General features: G+C 54.9%; 21 protein-coding genes and 1 other RNA gene. 11 read left to right on the plus strand and 11 right to left on the minus strand.

Annotation, left to right across the window (positions count from 1 at the left end; all coding sequences use genetic code 11):
* Positions 1 to 2 precede the first annotated feature (2 nt).
* Positions 3 to 1022: a hypothetical protein gene (locus EI77_RS14945; RefSeq protein WP_208300363.1), complete on the plus strand. Its 1020-nt coding sequence runs from the start codon at positions 3 to 5 to the stop codon at positions 1020 to 1022.
* 6 nt (positions 1023 to 1028) lie between these two features.
* Positions 1029 to 1265, plus strand: coding sequence for a hypothetical protein (locus EI77_RS23595; protein WP_208300364.1), 237 nt, complete (start codon positions 1029 to 1031; stop codon positions 1263 to 1265).
* Positions 1266 to 1403: 138 nt separating this feature from the next.
* Here EI77_RS23595 and EI77_RS14950 read toward each other — a convergent pair whose 3' ends face one another.
* On the minus strand, positions 1404 to 2216 hold the full coding sequence (locus EI77_RS14950) for a hypothetical protein (RefSeq protein WP_133796096.1): 813 nt from the start codon (positions 2214 to 2216) through the stop codon (positions 1404 to 1406).
* Positions 2217 to 2437: 221 nt separating this feature from the next.
* On the opposite strand from EI77_RS14950, the gene EI77_RS14955 reads away from it, so the two are divergent.
* The 3 genes from EI77_RS14955 to EI77_RS14965 are packed head-to-tail and all read left to right on the plus strand — an operon-like array spanning position 2438 to position 5623.
* Positions 2438 to 4318 (plus strand): hypothetical protein, encoded by a 1881-nt coding sequence (locus tag EI77_RS14955; protein ID WP_133796097.1) that lies wholly within the window; start codon positions 2438 to 2440, stop codon positions 4316 to 4318.
* A 49-nt stretch (positions 4319 to 4367) separates the two neighbouring features.
* A complete protein-coding gene (locus tag EI77_RS14960; protein WP_133796098.1) occupies positions 4368 to 5348 on the plus strand; it encodes an AAA family ATPase in 981 nt (326 codons plus the stop codon).
* A complete protein-coding gene (locus EI77_RS14965; protein WP_133796099.1) occupies positions 5345 to 5623 on the plus strand; it encodes a hypothetical protein in 279 nt (92 codons plus the stop codon). The genes EI77_RS14960 and EI77_RS14965 overlap by 4 nt, the downstream gene beginning before the upstream one ends.
* A gap of 200 nt (positions 5624 to 5823) precedes the next feature.
* Here the strand turns inward: EI77_RS14965 and EI77_RS14970 are convergent, their stop codons facing one another.
* From EI77_RS14970 to EI77_RS14995, 6 genes are all read right to left on the minus strand, one after another.
* The gene (locus tag EI77_RS14970) at positions 5824 to 6513 is read right to left on the minus strand and encodes a class I SAM-dependent methyltransferase (protein WP_133796100.1); all 690 of its coding nucleotides are present in this window, start codon (positions 6511 to 6513) and stop codon (positions 5824 to 5826) included.
* 114 nt (positions 6514 to 6627) lie between these two features.
* On the minus strand, positions 6628 to 7053 hold the full coding sequence (locus tag EI77_RS23395) for a hypothetical protein (RefSeq protein WP_166647277.1): 426 nt from the start codon (positions 7051 to 7053) through the stop codon (positions 6628 to 6630).
* A gap of 36 nt (positions 7054 to 7089) precedes the next feature.
* On the minus strand, positions 7090 to 7452 hold the full coding sequence (locus EI77_RS24210; RefSeq protein WP_425606539.1) for a DUF6953 family protein: 363 nt from the start codon (positions 7450 to 7452) through the stop codon (positions 7090 to 7092).
* 168 nt (positions 7453 to 7620) lie between these two features.
* Positions 7621 to 7845, minus strand: coding sequence for a hypothetical protein (locus EI77_RS14985; protein WP_133796102.1), 225 nt, complete (start codon positions 7843 to 7845; stop codon positions 7621 to 7623).
* Positions 7846 to 8240: 395 nt separating this feature from the next.
* Entirely contained in the window at positions 8241 to 9350 is a 1110-nt protein-coding gene (locus EI77_RS14990; RefSeq protein WP_133796103.1) for a restriction endonuclease, read from the minus strand.
* Positions 9351 to 9431: 81 nt separating this feature from the next.
* On the minus strand, positions 9432 to 9974 hold the full coding sequence (locus tag EI77_RS14995; protein WP_133796104.1) for a hypothetical protein: 543 nt from the start codon (positions 9972 to 9974) through the stop codon (positions 9432 to 9434).
* A gap of 77 nt (positions 9975 to 10051) precedes the next feature.
* On the opposite strand from EI77_RS14995, the gene EI77_RS15000 reads away from it, so the two are divergent.
* The 5 genes from EI77_RS15000 (at position 10052) to EI77_RS15020 (ending at position 13216) form a co-directional block, all read left to right on the plus strand.
* Positions 10052 to 10312 carry a hypothetical protein gene (locus EI77_RS15000; protein WP_133796105.1) on the plus strand — a complete coding sequence of 87 codons (261 nt, stop codon included), beginning with the start codon at positions 10052 to 10054 and terminating at the stop codon, positions 10310 to 10312.
* Positions 10313 to 10592: 280 nt separating this feature from the next.
* Positions 10593 to 11192 (plus strand): imidazoleglycerol-phosphate dehydratase HisB, encoded by a 600-nt coding sequence (hisB, locus tag EI77_RS15005; protein WP_133796106.1) that lies wholly within the window; start codon positions 10593 to 10595, stop codon positions 11190 to 11192.
* A 3-nt stretch (positions 11193 to 11195) separates the two neighbouring features.
* The gene (gene hisH, locus EI77_RS15010; protein ID WP_133796107.1) at positions 11196 to 11813 is read left to right on the plus strand and encodes an imidazole glycerol phosphate synthase subunit HisH; all 618 of its coding nucleotides are present in this window, start codon (positions 11196 to 11198) and stop codon (positions 11811 to 11813) included.
* 191 nt (positions 11814 to 12004) lie between these two features.
* The gene (locus EI77_RS15015; RefSeq protein WP_133796108.1) at positions 12005 to 12442 is read left to right on the plus strand and encodes a host attachment protein; all 438 of its coding nucleotides are present in this window, start codon (positions 12005 to 12007) and stop codon (positions 12440 to 12442) included.
* Positions 12443 to 12529: 87 nt separating this feature from the next.
* Positions 12530 to 13216: an OmpA family protein gene (locus tag EI77_RS15020; protein ID WP_133796109.1), complete on the plus strand. Its 687-nt coding sequence runs from the start codon at positions 12530 to 12532 to the stop codon at positions 13214 to 13216.
* 112 nt (positions 13217 to 13328) lie between these two features.
* Here EI77_RS15020 and ssrA read toward each other — a convergent pair.
* Positions 13329 to 13681: a transfer-messenger RNA gene (gene ssrA / locus EI77_RS15025) on the minus strand.
* A gap of 133 nt (positions 13682 to 13814) precedes the next feature.
* Between ssrA and EI77_RS15030 the strand changes: the two genes are divergently transcribed.
* Positions 13815 to 14279, plus strand: a complete 465-nt coding sequence (locus EI77_RS15030; protein ID WP_243838871.1) for a L,D-transpeptidase — start codon at positions 13815 to 13817, stop codon at positions 14277 to 14279.
* Positions 14280 to 14294: 15 nt separating this feature from the next.
* On the opposite strand, the gene EI77_RS15035 is transcribed toward EI77_RS15030, so the two are convergent.
* The 3 genes from EI77_RS15035 to EI77_RS15045 all read right to left on the minus strand — a co-directional run bounded on the left by EI77_RS15035 (position 14295) and on the right by EI77_RS15045 (position 17202).
* Entirely contained in the window at positions 14295 to 14567 is a 273-nt protein-coding gene (locus EI77_RS15035; RefSeq protein WP_133796110.1) for an HPr family phosphocarrier protein, read from the minus strand.
* A 25-nt stretch (positions 14568 to 14592) separates the two neighbouring features.
* Positions 14593 to 15543 carry an HPr(Ser) kinase/phosphatase gene (hprK, locus tag EI77_RS15040; RefSeq protein ID WP_243838872.1) on the minus strand — a complete coding sequence of 317 codons (951 nt, stop codon included), beginning with the start codon at positions 15541 to 15543 and terminating at the stop codon, positions 14593 to 14595.
* A gap of 117 nt (positions 15544 to 15660) precedes the next feature.
* Entirely contained in the window at positions 15661 to 17202 is a 1542-nt protein-coding gene (locus EI77_RS15045; RefSeq protein WP_133796112.1) for a sulfatase, read from the minus strand.
* Positions 17203 to 17210 lie beyond the last annotated feature (8 nt).

Consider the following 17210-nt stretch of genomic DNA (forward strand, 5'->3'; position numbering starts at 1 on the left):
CAGTGAAACTCCCCCTTGCTCTCTTTACTGCCCTTATTGCTGTCGTCGTCAACCTTGGTCATGCCACCACCCCGTCGGCAGCACTGGAGGCGAAGATGGACGAGGCCTGGCAGGTCACGTGGAACCGTTTTTTCCAGAAGGATGTCCAGACGTTCATGGATTATCTGAGCAGCTATGAAGCAGGCAAAGAACAAGCCCATCTCCCCACGGCGGAAGAGGTGCGCAGGCAATACCCGAATCCTTGTGGCTACGGCACCGGCATGGAAGATGGGATGATCCTGGGCGGGGCCATGCTCAGCCTGCTATGCGACCGCTTTGCCGTCACCGGGGAAGAAAACTTGCGCCACGATGCCGCCCAGGTTTTCAGCGGCATGCGGCGCTGCTCTACGGTTCCGGGGGCACCCGGATTTGTTGCCAGAAACATCTGTGTCGAAGACCAGAAGAGCATCTATTTCAACTCTTCGCGGGACCAGTATACCCACTTTGTGCATGGGCTATGGAAGTACTATCACAGCCCTCTGGCGGATGATGCCACCAAGGAGGAGATTCGCAACATTCTCGCCTCCGTTGCGGAGCGCATGATCAAGTTTGTCACCCCCGAAAACAATTTTGACTCTTGCCGCGCCGACGGCCAAAAATGCCTCGTGGGCATCTCCCGCATGTGGAATGTCCAGGCACATGAAGCGGCCCGCCTTCCTATGATTTACGCTGCAGCGTGGGACGCCACGCGAAATGAACGCTACCGGGAACAATGGCGTAAATATGCGGCGGAGGCAGTGGCCCAGTCTGCAAATCCCGACACGCACCAGCCAGGCTACGCCTTCCTGCAGATGCAATGCTCGTTGGAGCTTCTACATCATCTGGAACCCGAACCGGAACTTAAAAGCGCCATCGCCACAACGATGAAACACCTGAGCACAATCGCAGAAAAACGGCTGTCCTACATCACGATGAAAATCGCGCAAAAGAGCCCTGAGGAGATGCAGATGCTGGGCCCTGACTGGCGTCAGGTAAAGGAGTGAAAGAAAATGAAAGACTACACGAACCCCCAGTGGGGACCGTACAAGCAGATCTGGCACTTCACTCGCGAGGCCGGCGAATGTGCAGTGATCCCAATGATGGCGGAACCTCCGGTGCTGGCTGTGGCATCCAAGGAGCAACTGGAAGATCTAATCCTGAAAACCGATTACCTGCATAACTCCAGTTGCGGCATCATTTACCACCTCGCCTCTTACTGGAAAGCCCGCCGATACAAGGTTTTATGAAAATGGGGGATCAATCGCCTGAGCCTTTAAGCAGGCAGAATCGCCAGGAGTTCTTGCCCGTGGGGACATGCATCCGCGCAAGCGGGTTGGTAACGATGTTGAGATGAGCGACATGGTCCCGCTCATGTCTTACTTGCCTTAAATTACTCCGGCAGCTTCCAGAGATGACTTAAAAGCTTCAAACCGTGTTTTCAAAGACGCTTCGACCTCATGCTGTTGAAGGCAATCGGCCAGTTCGTCCAAGCTTTCAATTTTGCCCTCTAGGTCGGTCGGTGTTTCCATGGCGAACTGATCCAAAAATTGAGCGAGAAAACCTTGTGCCTGCACGACTTGGCACACATTGAACAAGCCTACAATTTGCCACTCCTGCAGCTTGGATCGCCGCCACGGTTGATTGGCAGGACCGTTGTTCAGGCCAAGCGCAACCGATGTTTCAGCAAGGACGTCTGGCCAGCATTGAAGGTCAAATAGACAACAGGTTAAAAAATAGTGGGCAAGCCAATGGGTTGGATCCATGGCGATAGCCTCCCTGTAACCGAAGACCGCATTCCGCAGGATGTCGTGCTTTAAAGAGGTGTCGGTGAAAAGGTTAGTGATGGCTGACCAGTAAACAATGCACGCCTTTAGATAGAGGCTGTCTGCCGTCGCAGGAGACTCACGCATGATCAACTGCCCGACAGCCCACTCTGCATCGGTATGGGCAGCCAAATGTACCGTTTTTGTTCGCTCAGGGTCTTGAAGGCATCCAAGCGCCGAAACAGCCATGGACCGCACAAAGGCGAGATCATAACCGCCCATCGCCAGCCCTGCATAATAAATGGCTCCAACCCGTTCCCATGAATTGCCAGCAGATTCTTCTTCGATCGCCATTCTTCGAACGACCTCAGTTGCAGAAAGTCCCGCTTCTGAAGCTTCGATCAGCGCTTGGTGGATTTGCGGCCAAGTCAACATGGTCTTTTTTGTAGCCGCCACTAATGATGCGTGCTCTAAATCTGTTCAACGGCTGAAAAGGGTTTGCAAGGCTAACCAGAGCCCCGACGGCACCAGCCCTCTCCGATGTGAAGGCATCTGTTCAGGAGATCTACCGCCCCGACGGCTCGTTTCTTTTGCTCCGGCTGCAAATCCTGCTGGAGGTTTGAGGCTCAGCGCCGTTAACTAAGAAGGACTCTCTCATGACCTCCGCCCCTCCATCCCTTACCACCTTTGCTCTAGCAGCGGAGCAGGTGCGGCGTCGGGTGTGGTTGCGCCGCTGGCTAGGATGGCTGGGGAGGACGGTGTGGCCTGTGAGCGCCCTGCTCGCACTCATTGTCGTGGGAGCGCTCGTTACCGGCAGCGGGGGGCTAGTCGGTTGGGGGACATTCCTTTTTGTCATGTGGCTAGTGGGCAGCGCTACGATGGCCACGTGGAAGATGCCGGGGGCGTACAGTGCGCTGGCTTTTTGGGATTCCCAGACAGGACGGCGTGAGGCCTTTGCCAGTGCTTGGTGGTTCGAGCAGCAGACGGCCCGAACCGCCACGGAAGAAGGGCATCTGGAGCAGCAGCGCGGGCTTTTGCCCACGGCCCAGAAAAGCCTCGCACGGGACCTGCCGCTGCCGCTTTTCAAACGCTGGCTGGAGATGCCTCTGGTCCTGCTGGTGGTGATTCACAGCATCACCCTGGTGCAAAAAGGGCGTGATGAGATCCCCCTTGATGAGGCGATGCTGGCCACGGCGAAAGCAGAAGCGGACAAGCTGGCGAAGACGGATTGGGACAAGAAAAACCTGGCCGGGCTGGAGGAGAGCGAGAAGGCGGAACTAGAAAAGCTGAAGGAAAACCTCAAAGCCACCGCCGCCAGCCTGGAAAATGCGCAGGGACAGGATGCCCGCCAAGTGATGTCTGACCTGGAGCGCCGTGCCCGTGAAGCCGAAAAACTGGCTGAGCGGCTGGGCGATGATAAGGATGCCTGGGCCTCTGAGAAGCTCGTGCAGGCGCTGCGCACCCATGCGGACACGGCGGATCTGGGTGATGCAGCCGCTGCCAAAAATGCGGCTCAGACGGCACGCGCTGCCGATACCCTGGCGGAGCAGCTTAAGTCCCCGCAGCTTCCTGAAACGACACGGGACCGGCTCAATGAGACTCTCCAAGAAGTGGAAAAAGCAGCTGAAAAAGAGGATCGCCAGCGCAGTGTCGGCCAGCATGTTTTGCAAGCGGGTGATGAGATGAAAAAAAGCCAGTCTGCCGCAGCCGGTAGCGAGTTTGAAAAGTTGGCGGAAAAAATGCGCGATCTGGCCTTGCGTGAGAAGTCACGAGAGGAGTTGGAAAAACTGGCTCAGCAGCTCCGCGATGCAGGCAGCAACATTGCTGGCCAAAACGACGCGGGAGGCATGCAGCAGATGAATGCGGCCAATGAAAACAGTCCGCAGCAGCAGGGGCAGAGCGGGCAGACGCCGCAGGTGGGTCAGGCCCAGGCAGGGCAGCAATCTCAGCAGTCTTTGCAACCTCCGGGGCTGGGCCAGATGAACCAGGGACAGACGATGCCGCAGCAAAATCCCGGCCAGCAAGGACAAGGGCAGGCCCAGCAAATGCAGGTGGGCCAGGTCGGCCAGGCAGGGCAGCCGGGACAGCAAGGCCAGGCGGGTGATCAGGGCACTCCCATGCTTATGGCACCTGTCCCTGGTCAAAAGCCGGGAGACAAACCACCGGACATGTTCATCCTGGGTGCCCCCCCCGGCCAGCCAGCCGAAGGTGCGCCCAGCATTTCCCTGAGCATGCCGGGCGGTCGCGATCCTGGAGCAGGCAAGGCCGAGCTCAATGCCGACCCAAGTGCCAAACAGGACACGACTGGCAGCAGCGTCGTCACTGCGCAGCAAAATGCCGACGGCCAGTCCAGCGTCCGTGCTGTAGAAGGGGGAACCCGCCAAGAATCAGCGACCCGCACGGCCAGCCAGACGGCGGTGGATTTTCTCCAGGCGGAAGAAGAAGCTTTGGATGATGCTGCCCTGCCACCGAGCCGCCGGGAGCAGGTGCGCCGCTACTTTAACGAACTGCGTCGGCGTTTCGAAAAACAGCCCTGAACATCCTCGCCCTGACAGCTCAAACTGAAGTGCCCTTTCCCTTTACCCCATGACCTCATTCCAGACCCTTTTCACCAGCCTCAAGAAAGAACTGCAAAAATCCATTGTCGGTTATGATGCCCTCCTGGGGGATGTCTTGGTGGCTATTTTTTCCGGCGGTCATGTGCTGCTGGAAGGGGTGCCTGGACTGGGCAAAACCTTTCTTGTCCGCACGCTTTCCCAGGTCATTGGCCTGGAGCCGGGCCGCGTCCAGTGCACGCCGGATCTCATGCCAGCAGACATTCTGGGCACCCACATCGTGAATGAGAACGAGCAGGGACGGCGCATGATGTTTTTTGAAAAAGGCCCCGTCTTTAAAAACCTGCTGCTGGTGGATGAAATCAACCGCGCCACGCCTAAGACACAAGCTGCTCTGCTGGAAGTCATGCAGGAGCGCTGCGTCACAACCGGGGGGGAGCGTCACGTGCTGCCGGAGCCCTTTTTTGTCCTAGCCACTCAAAACCCCATGGAAATGGAAGGCACCTATCCCCTTCCCGAGGCTCAGTTGGATCGATTCATGTTCAAAATCAAAGTCCCCTTCCCGGACCTGGATTCCCTGGTAGAAATCTCCCGCCGCACAACTGGCTTCACTGAGCCTGTCCTCGAGTCCATCCTTTCCGGCGCGGACCTCATGAAACTCCAGCGTGAACTGGCCGAAGTGCCCGTGGCCGAGCCTGTCGCCCGTTACGCCTCCCAGCTCATCCTGGGGACGCATCCCGAGACTCCCGGTGTGCTGCCAGAGATTCAGCGCTTTGTTTCCTATGGAGCCAGTCCGCGCGGTTTGCAGAGCCTGATCCGCGGTGCCCGAGTCTGGGCTTCCGTGCAAGGCAGTACCGCCGTATCCACCGATGACATCCGCGCCATCGCCCATGTGGCCCTGCGCCATCGCATCATCCTGAACTTTGAGGGTGAGGCCCAGCAGATCCGGGTGGACGACATCATCACCAAGGTGCTGGATCAAGTCAAGACTCCTGCGCAAATGGCTGCGTGATCTGCGTCAGTCATCTGCAATCTGACCCGCACCCAACTCCAACTGCCCCTTGCCACCGGGCCTATCTGCTGGTTTCTTTAGAACTTCCATGCAAACCCAACGGACAGCGAAACAGCACCGCCGTCTCCACGGATGACATCCGCGCCATTGCCCATGTGGCCTTGAGGCACCGCATCATCCTGAACTTTGAAGGCGAGGCCCAGCAGATCCGCGTGGACGACCTCATCACCAAGGTGCTGGACCAAGTGAAAACCCCCGCCCAGCAGGCGGCGTGAAGAGAGAGAGGAGCGCGGTCACTCCTGACAGCTTCTTGCAATGGCGGAAAGGCCGCGCAGTGAATCTCACGGGTGATCGTCATGGAAGCACTCAGCTTAAGGACGACGAAGGTTAGAGTGATGGCAACCCCACTAGCGAGAGCCAGCGTTGATCGCGGGGTGAAGGTTGATATTACGTGGGAACATCGAAAACAGATGGGCTACTGGGGGTTGCCATCCACGGCTTGTTCGCTTAATGTTGGTATGAAGGTCACAATGAGACGCCGACATTCAGGAAATCGCCGGATACTCAAATATCCTACGAAACCAGAAAACAGGTCGGTGATCTGATCGTCGCTAAAAAAGTGCTTAATCACCCTGAACGTTGACCCATCAGGCAGCGTCCTCTCCTGAATATGATTCCCTTCGGTGTCGAATTCTCTTGTTATCGAGTGTTCACCCGGAAGCTGATCAACAAACACAATTGGCGAGCCGAAACCAACTCGACCGATCACTCCAGAAAGAAATTCCGTTATCTTGGAAAGGGGGACATGCGCCAACCAGTCAACGGAAAGAATGCCGTCAAAAACTCCCAGGATAAGGTCTAGATGGTATGCGTCCGCCTGCAAAAAGGATACACGGTCAAAGGGAAATCTCTTCTTCAAAGCCTCATCGAGCGTCGACTGGTTGTAGTCAGTTGCGACGACTGAGGCCGCTGTCTCAGATGCGAATTGAGTCCAGAAACCTGGTCCGCAAGCGATCTCCAAGACGTGTCTTCCGCGCAAGGCTTCACGGACGTGCTCTATGATCGGAAGGAGAATGCGAACCTTCCCCTCATCGTCGTATCCCATCGACGAATCATACACGGACGCTCTTTGTCCATAGTAGTTCTGCATCTCTTCGATGATCATATTTTAGTAGCGGACATCTAAGCTGCAGCGACGGCGAGTGCAAGACTCCGCTGACACGACAGACGGCTACGAGCCGTTGCCACCAGCACCTTGTTCGCCTTCGCTCGTTCCGGTTCATTTTGGTTTTGTGGCTTTGGCGGCACTGCGCTTCTTGAACGTGACCTGCCCAGGGCTGATAAGAACATCCGTCCCCGATTGGCGGGCAATTTCGGCGACAACTTCTAAGAATGTCGGATCCTTCAAATCCAAGGAAATGTGACGCGTCGCATCGTCAAGTGCATCGTCAACATTGTAAGTCAAGTTGTAGCCCGTCGGAATGTAAGTGCTCAGAAAATCGGCTGCTTCCCAAATCGAAGCGTTCTGAAAGTTCGCAGCCGCCATGCGGCCCGATCCCAGAAATCTACAAGTCCACTCCATGGTCTTTTGGGGCGGCGGTCCTACTGGGTCAAATGCCGACACAGAAGACACCCCGACTGTCAGGAGGGCAATCACCACGCGCGTGATCACTCGGGACCAGAGGAATCTACAAGTGTCGATCATGGGCGGAGGACTCGGTTCTTGGGCGAACGCTTCGGATCAGGCGACGGCGAGCGGAAAGTGTTGACGACACGACAAATGCCATACGAGCCTTTGCTTGCATCCGTTTTGTTCGCCTTGGCGTTGTGATCGCACCATTCGTGTGTCGGGTGGGTCTGTCGGGCGACGAAGACGCCAGAGTTGACGACTTAGGCTCCAAACAGTGTCCTCTGGCGTGAGTCTTTGAAACTCATCTAAAATGGGTTTGTTAAGTGCCCAGTTGCGATTCTGGTTCTTGTAAAGGTGATGCTCGCCGAAACGCTGTCGAATCTCGCGAACGGCTCTCTTCTGGACAAGTCGCCCCTGTTGATTGAATTCCTCAAGCATCCATTCAGCGATTACTGTTTCTTCGGATGTTGCCATAAGTGGTTCGTAATTTAAACGTAACACGGAGTCGCCCTAACGTTCAAGCACTGGCTCCGCTGAGAGGAGGTTAGGCGTCGAGACGGGATGACGGGTTAAAAATACGGAAAGCTTGGCCGACAGAGGAACCGAGCAGTTGTCCAGCCGCGCTTGGTTGGTCGTTTGGTATCATTCGCCATAAGTCTCCTTACCATCACGATAATCTGAAAACTCCGGGCCGAGACCACCTCGCGCGGCGATGAATGCCTGCATCCGAGTGGAGTCATACCTGATGAGTTCATGCTTCTTGTAGTCGTAAGCAGCTTTATAGTCAGAGGAGGCCGAATCTCTGACTGCAACAACGCTGCCGTCCGCACTCCAGAAAACCCTGCAATCGGAACCCTCAGAATACATGACAGACTCCACAGAGAGAGGCTCCCAAAATGTGTATGGCCAATCAGAAACGCATAAAGTGTAGCTAATGTCCTGAAAACTTCTGTTCTCGACAAAAGCCCGATGCTCTGTCCCCGCTGGACCAATAAACTCCACGGCATGTTTGGGATAGAACTGCGACCACGAATAAGCCCAAAATAAAAGAGCCACCATTGCAGAGACTCCAATCAGGAGTCGCTTGGCTATCTTAATCGATCTGGATTGGCTACTGGTTGGCACGCGGCGTGTTGAGTTGGGCTAACGTTCAAGCGTTGGCAACCCTACCAGCGGGGGCGAACGTCGATCACAGGGTAAGGGTTGTAGGCAGGTGAATCATCGAAACTGAACGGCTGGTAGGGGTTGCACGATGCGGCTTGTTATACTTTTGGATTTTGGAGTCTGGCAAGCCAATCTTGGAGCCCCAAGTAGTCTTTTAAACTCATCCGATTAGCCACAGTGGTTTGGAATTCCTTTGCATCTTTGGTGAAGAAGGATGTCGTCGCAAGAATACCTGCAGTTGCACGTTCAGCCTCGACGACGCCATTTAATTGGCGAATGAGACCGACTCCGATCGTGTTGTCCGGCGCGTATCTTTTGCATTCAACGACGTAAAGAAACGATCCGAGATCGCTCTTCTTGGCAGCATAGATATCCTTCCCGCCATCCTTAGACGCAGGAGTAAGGGTGATATCATATCCAAGCCTGTAGAGGATCTCCGCCACGACGACCTCAAAATCTCTGGGCGATAGGTCATACCACAGATTTGGTGAGTCGTGCAGCTTGGTGAGAAACTCATCAGACACCGTAGTGATGTCTGAAATAATCTGGGTTTGGGAGGCACCAGCTAAAAGTGGTAAACCCGAAGGGTCATAGATTCCCGATGCAGTGAAAGCATGCAGCCTCCGAAGAAGCTCTCGGGGCGTTAAACCTTGGGCCAACATCGAATCGGCGGCGATCTTACCTGCTAGAACGTGCCCTTGAAGAAGATCTAGGAGTTCCTTCGGCACGCATGCGTCTGCAGAGAGCGAAGCGCGCTGCTCGATCATGTTTCGCATTAGGTCTGACGAGAGACCGCCCAGTCGAATAGCAGTATCCCCCTGAAGAACTGTGGGATCCCCTCCTGTTGTCAGAATGATTCCCGCATTCGGGAAGATTTGTCGTAGCTTATTGACCTCCTTGAGGACCGTTGAATTGGGGCGTTCATCAACGTCATCAATGATTATCAGCGAAGCCTTTGTCTGATCAACGAAAGTTGAAGAAACAAGGATGTCCAATGGTTCCATTGGATTGGCGTGTAGCCTACTGACACCGCCCGGGAATTCCGCGTGGTGAAGATCTGAGAACACATAACCCAGCGCAGTCTTACCAATACCGCGGGGTCCCGAGATTACAACGGTTCTCGATTGGCCACCAAGAAGTGACTTCCTAAGTATCTCAAGTTCGTAGGCTCGGCCTACGAACGATTTGCTAATTTCAGAGTCAGCCATTTTTCTGCATAACGTCGAGGTGTGGCACCGGCTACCGGCAGCGCCACTCCGCAACAGGAATAATGGTTGAAGCCATGAAGGTCATTTCGACTCGGTGCGGGTAGCCGATTGTCCACCACCGTCTTGTTGGCGTTTCGGTTGCTCCCAGATTGGAGGATGGGGCCACTGGCCAGGAGGGACAGCCGTGTACTTGTTAGACTCTGAGTAGTCGAAGATCACCCTGCCGTCCTCAAGCAACTTGGTGCCCTCGAATCTATATGGCCCACCCTGATCACGCCAATACCCCCGAACTCGAAAATTGGAGTCGTAGAAGACAAGAAACGTGTGCCCGCGTGGTGGCGGAGTCTGCTGTCCGCGCACGCCCGACCGGATAAAAAAAAGCTCTGCGATGTGGACTGTGTCGAAGGGAGCCACACACTCGCCGATATACTCGGCACGACGAAGGTAATAAACAGTGCGCTCCCCCTTCGTCGCCTTGGACTCCAACGGTTCACCGTAGCGCTGGGCTCCAGAAACGATGCGTGCAACGACCTCGGGGCCGACCGGCACACGGTCATTGGAGAAGTCTGCGTGCGCCCAACTCGAAACACCCAGAAGTAGAACTATGTTTCGCAGCGGGTTCATGTGTTTACGCCAACAATTTAGGTCATTCACAAAAACGTTGCCTTGTCATCCCTTATCTCCCACAGATTGGTTGCTTTATGACGGGACTCGAATACATGGCGTTCCATTATCCACCCCTTGAGCGTAAAGCAACAAAACAGTGGATATTCGCTCAAATAGGCGGCTTAAAATCGTGGATGACGATTGCTACTGGAGTACCGATCCTGGAACAACGGATCATTCGCGTGATGCGTTTCCGCCATTACTTGCGGCGGGCTGGTACAAGGATTTGTGCTTTGGCACAAGCAGCGTGCCGGGAACGCGATTCACCCGAAAGACATTGGGAAAGCGAAGGATGAGGCTTTCTTGACCCATCTGGGCGTGAACCGGGATTTCTCCCTCCACTCAGAATCAGGCTCTCCACGCCCTCATTTTCCTCTATCATGAAGTGCTGGACACACCGCTGGAAGGCATGGATGACACGAGAGAGTGCGCTGTGCCTCACCCTGTTTATGCTGTGGACAGAGGCACAGCCAATGAGCCGCCGATTCAACTATTCGGTTTTCAGTCTCCTGTTTTCAGTGTTCAGTGCTACAGACTGAATTGTATCCCTCGAATCCTGTTTAACTGACCCCGAAAATGCCCCGCACTGCCCAACAGCACCGCAAAACCGCCGAAACTGACATCCAGATTGAACTCAATGTGGACGGCTCCGGCCTTTCCACGATTGACACCGGAGTGCCGTTCTTTGACCACATGCTCACACTGTTCACTAAGCATGGCCTCTTTGACCTGACTGTGAAGGTCGTCGGCGATGTGGATGTTGATTATCATCACACCGTTGAGGATACCGGCATCGTGCTCGGCCAGTGCTTCCGTGAAGCTTTGGGCAACAAGGCGGGCATTGTGCGTTACGGTTTCTTCCTCCTGCCCATGGATGAGACGCTGGCAGAGGTGGCCATGGACCTCAGCGGTCGCCCTTTTCTGAGCTATCATGCACCGGAAAAGATGGAGGCCATTGGTGGGCGTGCAGGCGTGTTCAGTTATCAGCTTGTGGAGGAATTTCTTCGCGCTTTTTCCAGTGCGCTCATGTGCACCCTGCATGTCGAAATCAAACGTGGCCGTGATTCCCACCACATGGCGGAAGCTATTTTTAAAGGCCTCGCCCGCGCTCTCGATGCAGCCACACGAAATGATCCAAGAGTGGTCGGCATTCCCAGCACGAAAGACGTATTGTAATTCATGAATCTCGGAGTGCTCGACTACGGCGCTGGCAATCTGCGCAGCGTTCTCAATGCTTTTACGGCCATCGGCCATGAGGCAAAACTTGTCACTGAACCTCAGGGTTTCGAAGGATTGGACGTGCTTGTTTTTCCAGGCCAGGGGGCTTTTGGAGACAGCGTCCGCATCCTGAAGGAGCGCTTGCTCTGGGATCCACTGAAAGAGTGGCTGAAGGCGGAGCGGCCTTATCTGGGTTTTTGCCTCGGCTACCAGCTTCTTTTTGAAGCGAGTGAGGAGTCTCCTGGTGTGGAGGGCCTCGGGGTGGCCCCTGGCATCGTGCGCAAATTTCTTCCTGAACACGGTTTGAAAATCCCCCACATGGGCTGGAACCAGGTCCACTGGGAGGAGCGGGGTGCCCAATGGTGGAAGGGATTGCCAAACCCTGCCCACCTTTATTACGTGCACAGCTATTACCCCGATGTGGCTGACACATCCCTCGCACTCTGCCGCACCACTTATGGCAGTGATTTCATTGGCGGCATCTGCAAGGACAACCTCATGGCTGTGCAGTTCCACCCAGAAAAGAGCCAGGACATCGGATTGAATCTGCTGCGAAATGCGGTCAGCGTTTTCAGCTAAAGATTGGCCGGAATAAGGCAACCAAAGGCAGCATGTGAATGGCATATCCCCTCTGTACAAGAGGGGATAATTTCGCAGAACAAATAGGCAGGACCGTTCCTTTCGACGGGGGCGATAACCTTTATACAGGCCTACTAGCGTGCCCATCGCACGTGGAGAAGGTCTCAGTATAAACCAACCTTCCTACTTCCATGAAAAACTTACCCTCCCTTGTTGTCGTTACTGATCGCGGACATTTCCGCGCCTATAAAGCCAATGATGGCACCCTCGTCCAAACAGACGTAATGGAGATGGCTGAAGCTCTGGAAAAACTGAGTGACCAGCTCACGGATCAGGCAGGGGGCTTTCCATCCAGTGAATCCCAAGGACAAGGCAACTCCACGGGGGAACGCTTACCGCTGGAAGCTGAACTTGAATTGCGCTCCATCCGGAGGATCGGCCAGCGGATCCAAGAATTGCTCAACGAGCATACGATCAAAGACTGGGGCCTCATCGCGGCTCCAGAAATAAATTCCGCTATTCTGGATCAGCTATCACCGGCTGACCGTGATAAGCTCACCCTCAATTTAAAACGCAACCTCGCCCACCAATCTCCTGCGGAAATAAAACAGAGGCTGACGGAAGCGTGATTTGTCGGGTTGCAAAAGACAGGGCTAAAATCCCCTGCTCACCCGATTTAATGATGAAGCGAAATCAACCCGCCAAAATCATCTACCATGAAATCCTGTTTAATATTCCTTCCCACTCTTGCACTGGCATGTTTGCCACTGCAGGCCCAAGTCACCGTCGTTACCCCCCAGGGCAGCGCTGGCGTCGAAGTCGTTCGTCCGGCAGGTCGTGTATTGGATTCAGTTGAGGCTCGTCGCCAGCTTTCTGTGGCACCTCAAATTATGGTTCCGCCGGCTTCTGCCGTGACTGTTATCCCTGCTGATACTGTCAAAACCACCAAGACCACCACCGTTGTTCAAACTCCTGGGCAGCCTACCCGTGTTTACAATGCAGAGCGTAATGTGGTCATTGTCCAAGATCAGAATGAAAAGCGCGAACTACCTTATGTGACGCTGCCGGTTCTCTTTGTAAAAGAGACTTCCGAACTCCTGGATAACGAATCCCGCACTGCACTGGAGCAGATCGCTGGCGTGATCCTGGCCATTGCAAAAACGGAGGCTGGTACCGTTTTCGACATTGAAGGGCATACCAGCACAGATGGCACTGACGATTATAATCTGGAACTCTCAGCCGCCCGTGCCAAACGCGTGTTTGATGAACTGACTCAGAACTATGGTGTCCCTGCCAATGTGCTAAGTGCTCACGGTTATGGTGAAATGTTTCCCATGTATCCTGCTGGGACTGAGCAACAAATGCAGATGGATCGCCGTGTGCTCGTCGTCCGCACGAAGTAACCTGCTCATTTGGAGTTAAAACTCGGTCTTCGGAGTCTGCGAACCAGATTCTGAAGGCTTTTTTGTTCCCACTTTTGATCTTCAATCCGACGTACTTCGTTGGAAATCAAGGTGGTGGAGGCGAGGGGAATCGAACCCCTGTCCGAATTGCCGTAAGTTGAGGCTTCTACATGCTTATCCGGTTATTTAATCTCGGTGATCAGTCTTCAATCGGCAGAATACCTTTCACCCAGCGTCCTGTTGAATCTCGCTTTCGACCCGGTCGCCCGGTCAGCCAGCCAGTCTGGTAATGTCATCGTCGAGGCTACCAGACATTGCCTCGAAGATGTCACGGTGCTTAGGCCGCGAGAGCGAGCTCAGAAGAGTTTGCTTTTATTTGTTTGATTCGATTTTTTACGAGGCCAACGAATCATCCTCGGCATGCCACCCCGACCGCAGACTACCCGTCGAAACCAGGACGCCCCCATGTCGTGTTGACATCTTTTAGTTAATCCATCCGGTAGAAAAGTCAAGATGAATGCGCTAAATGAGGTGTCACGGAACCGACTGAGGCGAGTCTGTGATTGTCAAAACAGAGGCTATGCGGCATGGTTGGAGCGTGATTGTACACAAGCCACGAATCGAAGTTTCGGTAGCCACTCAGCGCCTCGTACTCTGGGATGGCATCCGGCAACTGCGTAGCTGGCCTTGCAGCACTTCCAAGTTTGGGCTCGGATATACCGAAGGCAGCAACAAGACACCGCTGGGCGGATTTGTGATCAAAGAGAAACATGGTGATGGAGCAGCCCAGGGAACGATTTTTAAATCGCGAAAGCCAGTAGGACAGTGGGTGCCAGGAACGGTGACGGCAGATGATCTGGTATTGAGCCGGATCCTATGGCTAGACGGTGTGGAAAAGCGCAATGCGAACACCTGGCAGCGTTACATCTACATCCATGGCACCAATGATGAGCGTGGCATCGGCCGACCTACCAGCCACGGCTGTGTGAGACTGAAAAATGCAGATGTAATGGAGCTTTTTGAGCTTGTTCCGGTGGGAACGGGCGTGTGGATCAGCGAGTGAGAATGAGCCAGGAGATTATTCTACATCGCCAAAGCCTGTGGAGATGAGCTCCTCCAGGTCTGCCATGGCGGCATCGGCGTCCACGCCTTCCGTGGTGAGTTTGATCGTCTCTCCCCTGCCTGCGGCCAGCATCATGAGGCCCATGATGCTTTTGCCATTGACGGGTTCGTCATCCTTTTCCACCCAAATATCGCACTTGTACTTGCTGGCACGCTTGACGAATTGCGCGGCCGGACGGGCGTGCATCCCCATTTTGTTGCGGATCGTGAGGTCTTTGCTGAGTGTCATGCGGGTGGTCGGGCTAAGCGCTGGGTTAACCTATCTGGTCGTCTGCCATCTTTTTCAACAATCTTTGATCAAACTCGACCGCACTATTGTAGCCAAAAGTCCGAAGTTTGTAGTTGAGAGCCGCCAACTCAATCAGGCCAGCGACGTCGCGCCCCGGGGCGACGGGGATGTCCACCTTGGCAATGGTGAGGCCCATGATGTCGGTGGTCTGGGCGGCCATGCCGACGCGCTCCAGGTCATTCGATTCCGTCAGATGGACGAGATTGACGGCAAGATCCAGCCGCTTGCTCATGCGGACGGAACCAACGCCGAAGAGGGCGGCGACGTTGAGGATGCCGAGACCGCGGATTTCGATCATGTTGCGGGTCATTTCAGGGGCGGAGCCGATGATTTCCCGTTCCTCAATGAGGCGAAGGCGTACTGCGTCGTCCGCGACGAGGCTAGCGCCGCGCTGGAGGAGGCCGATGACGCTTTCGCTTTTGCCACATCCGCTTTTTCCCTGCACCAGGACACCGATGCCCTGGACATCCACCAGGCAGCCATGGACGAGCATGGTGGGTGCGAAGGCCCACTCCAGCTTGATGGTGGCCGCATTGATGAACTTCATGGTGATCATGCTGGTCTGAAAAATGGAAATCCCGGCTTCATTGGCCACGGCGACGAGGTCCTCGCTGAGGCGCTGGCCTCGGGCGACGATGAGGCATGGGATCTCCCAGCTACAGAGCTGGCTGAAACGGGCTGCACGCAGCTTGGGATCCAGCCCTTCAAGGAAAGAGTGCTCGGAATTGCCAATGATCTGAACCCGTTTGTAGGCGAAATAGGTGAAAAAACCGGAGAGGGCCAATCCTGGTCGGTTCACGGAAGGCTCTGAGATCTTGCGTTTGAATCCCACGTCACTGCCGACAAGACGCAGCTTGAGCGCTTTTTCGTTGGTCTTGAAAAACTCCTCCACCGTAATGGCGGACGGACGTTTCATTTTCATCGAGGGATTCATGCTGGGGCAATGTAGCGAAAGATGCTAACGCCCCAAGAACAAATCTGGGCAAAAAATCGCGCTGGTAGGACGGACTAGCGCCCTGGGGCGGCACCTTGATCACTCAATGATTGGATCGCTTCGTTTGACGGTCTTGCCTTCCCAAACGGCCTCATCGGTGGCCTTGTCGTAAGTCAGGACGCGGCTGGCGCTATTGGGGGCTGGAGGGACATCGATCTTAGGCAGCCATTTTTTGTGCGCTGCAATCACTTCGGCGTATTCGGGTTTTCCGGCCAGGTTATCCCATTCTTCGGGGTCCTTTTCCATGTTGTAGAGTTCTTCGCTGCCATCGGCGTAGTGGATGTAGCGCCATTTTTCACTGCGGACACCATGATTGCCCTGGTTGTGGCTGGTGATGGCGGGTCGCTCACGCTTGGTGGAGGCATCTTTGAGTTGAGGGACAAGGCTGAGCCCTTCGAGGTCATCCCGGGCAGGAAGACTGGCGAGCTCGACAAGGGTGGGATAAATATCGAGAAGCTCCGCAGGCTGGGTGCTGCGCCCGCCCTTGCTCACACCAGGACCGGCAAAGATGAGGGGAACTTTAGTTCCACGATCCCAGAGCGTGTTTTTGCCAGTGATGGCTTTTTCGCCCAGATGCCAGCCGTGGTCCCCCCACAGAACGACGATGGTATTCTCTGCCTGGCCGCTTTCCTCCAGAGCATCCATGAGGCGACCGACCTGGGCATCCATAAAACTGGTGCAGGCAAGGTAACTGCGCACGAGGTTGCGCCACTGATTGTTTTCTTTGACCCATTTCAAACGTGGCTCAGGTAGCTCCCAATGCATGTACCAGGAAAAGCGGGGCGTGTCATCACGGTCGCCCTCTTTGACTTTCGGAAGCACGCTGTCGTCATCGGGGTAGAGATCGAACCATTTTTGAGTGGCATAACAAGGGACGTGAGGGAGAAAGAAGCCCGCAGCGAGGAAGAAAGGCTGGTCCTTGGGCGCATTCTTGATCTGCTCCACGGTCCACGAGGCGACCTGGTAATCCCCTTTCCCAGTATCATCATTGTCCAGTGGCCAGACGCCCCAATCCATAAGAGCATTATTTCCCATGGGTGTGGGAGGGATGAGTTTTTGTGGCGGCTTGCTACCGACGCCTCCGTAAGGCGCAGTGATCTGAAATTCGGGTTCAGCTGACACGCCATCCGCATTCTTTTCTTTGGCTTTTCCAGCCTTGCCCTTTTTCCCGACTTTTCCGCCCCCGCTGCCACCGTGATAAATTTTTCCCGTCGCCGCAGTGCGATATCCATGGTTGGCAAAGTGTTGTGGCAGAGCCACACGGTCCTTCCACTGCGGCAGGGTGCGGAACCAAGGTGAAAGGCCATAAATACCCGTGGTAGTGGGGCGCAGGCCTAACATCAAGCTGGTGCGCGATGGATTGCACAGTGGGGCGTTGCAGTGCGCATTGAGAAAAACGGTACCTTTAGCGGCCAACCGGTCGATGTTGGGCGTCTTGGCCATGGGATGCCCTCCAAGGGTGCCGATCCAATCGTTCTGGTCATCAATAGCGATGAATAATACGTTAGGCTTTCTGGTCTCGGATCCGAAAGCGGTGGCAGCCAGAACGAGTCCCGTGAATAAGAAGAGGAGAAATTTCATGAGATGAA

This window comes from Prosthecobacter fusiformis (assembly GCF_004364345.1).
GTDB lineage: Bacteria > Verrucomicrobiota > Verrucomicrobiia > Verrucomicrobiales > Verrucomicrobiaceae > Prosthecobacter > Prosthecobacter fusiformis.

Coding starts and splice junctions, on each gene's coding strand:
- EI77_RS15045 (WP_133796112.1), bottom strand. CDS start 17,202: ATGAAATTTCTCCTCTTCTTATTCACGGGACTCGTTCTGGCTGCCACC.
- EI77_RS14995 (WP_133796104.1), bottom strand. CDS start 9,974: ATGAACCCGCTGCGAAACATAGTTCTACTTCTGGGTGTTTCGAGTTGG.
- EI77_RS15035 (WP_133796110.1), bottom strand. CDS start 14,567: ATGACACTCAGCAAAGACCTCACGATCCGCAACAAAATGGGGATGCAC.
- hprK (WP_243838872.1), bottom strand. CDS start 15,543: ATGAAACGTCCGTCCGCCATTACGGTGGAGGAGTTTTTCAAGACCAAC.
- EI77_RS14950 (WP_133796096.1), bottom strand. CDS start 2,216: ATGTTGACTTGGCCGCAAATCCACCAAGCGCTGATCGAAGCTTCAGAA.
- EI77_RS24210 (WP_425606539.1), bottom strand. CDS start 7,452: ATGGCAACATCCGAAGAAACAGTAATCGCTGAATGGATGCTTGAGGAA.
- EI77_RS14960 (WP_133796098.1), top strand. CDS start 4,368: ATGACCTCATTCCAGACCCTTTTCACCAGCCTCAAGAAAGAACTGCAA.
- EI77_RS14970 (WP_133796100.1), bottom strand. CDS start 6,513: ATGATCATCGAAGAGATGCAGAACTACTATGGACAAAGAGCGTCCGTG.
- EI77_RS15015 (WP_133796108.1), top strand. CDS start 12,005: ATGAAAAACTTACCCTCCCTTGTTGTCGTTACTGATCGCGGACATTTC.
- hisB (WP_133796106.1), top strand. CDS start 10,593: ATGCCCCGCACTGCCCAACAGCACCGCAAAACCGCCGAAACTGACATC.
- EI77_RS14955 (WP_133796097.1), top strand. CDS start 2,438: ATGACCTCCGCCCCTCCATCCCTTACCACCTTTGCTCTAGCAGCGGAG.
- EI77_RS15000 (WP_133796105.1), top strand. CDS start 10,052: ATGACGGGACTCGAATACATGGCGTTCCATTATCCACCCCTTGAGCGT.
- EI77_RS23595 (WP_208300364.1), top strand. CDS start 1,029: ATGAAAGACTACACGAACCCCCAGTGGGGACCGTACAAGCAGATCTGG.
- hisH (WP_133796107.1), top strand. CDS start 11,196: ATGAATCTCGGAGTGCTCGACTACGGCGCTGGCAATCTGCGCAGCGTT.
- EI77_RS14990 (WP_133796103.1), bottom strand. CDS start 9,350: ATGGCTGACTCTGAAATTAGCAAATCGTTCGTAGGCCGAGCCTACGAA.
- EI77_RS23395 (WP_166647277.1), bottom strand. CDS start 7,053: ATGATCGACACTTGTAGATTCCTCTGGTCCCGAGTGATCACGCGCGTG.
- EI77_RS14985 (WP_133796102.1), bottom strand. CDS start 7,845: ATGTATTCTGAGGGTTCCGATTGCAGGGTTTTCTGGAGTGCGGACGGC.
- EI77_RS15020 (WP_133796109.1), top strand. CDS start 12,530: ATGAAATCCTGTTTAATATTCCTTCCCACTCTTGCACTGGCATGTTTG.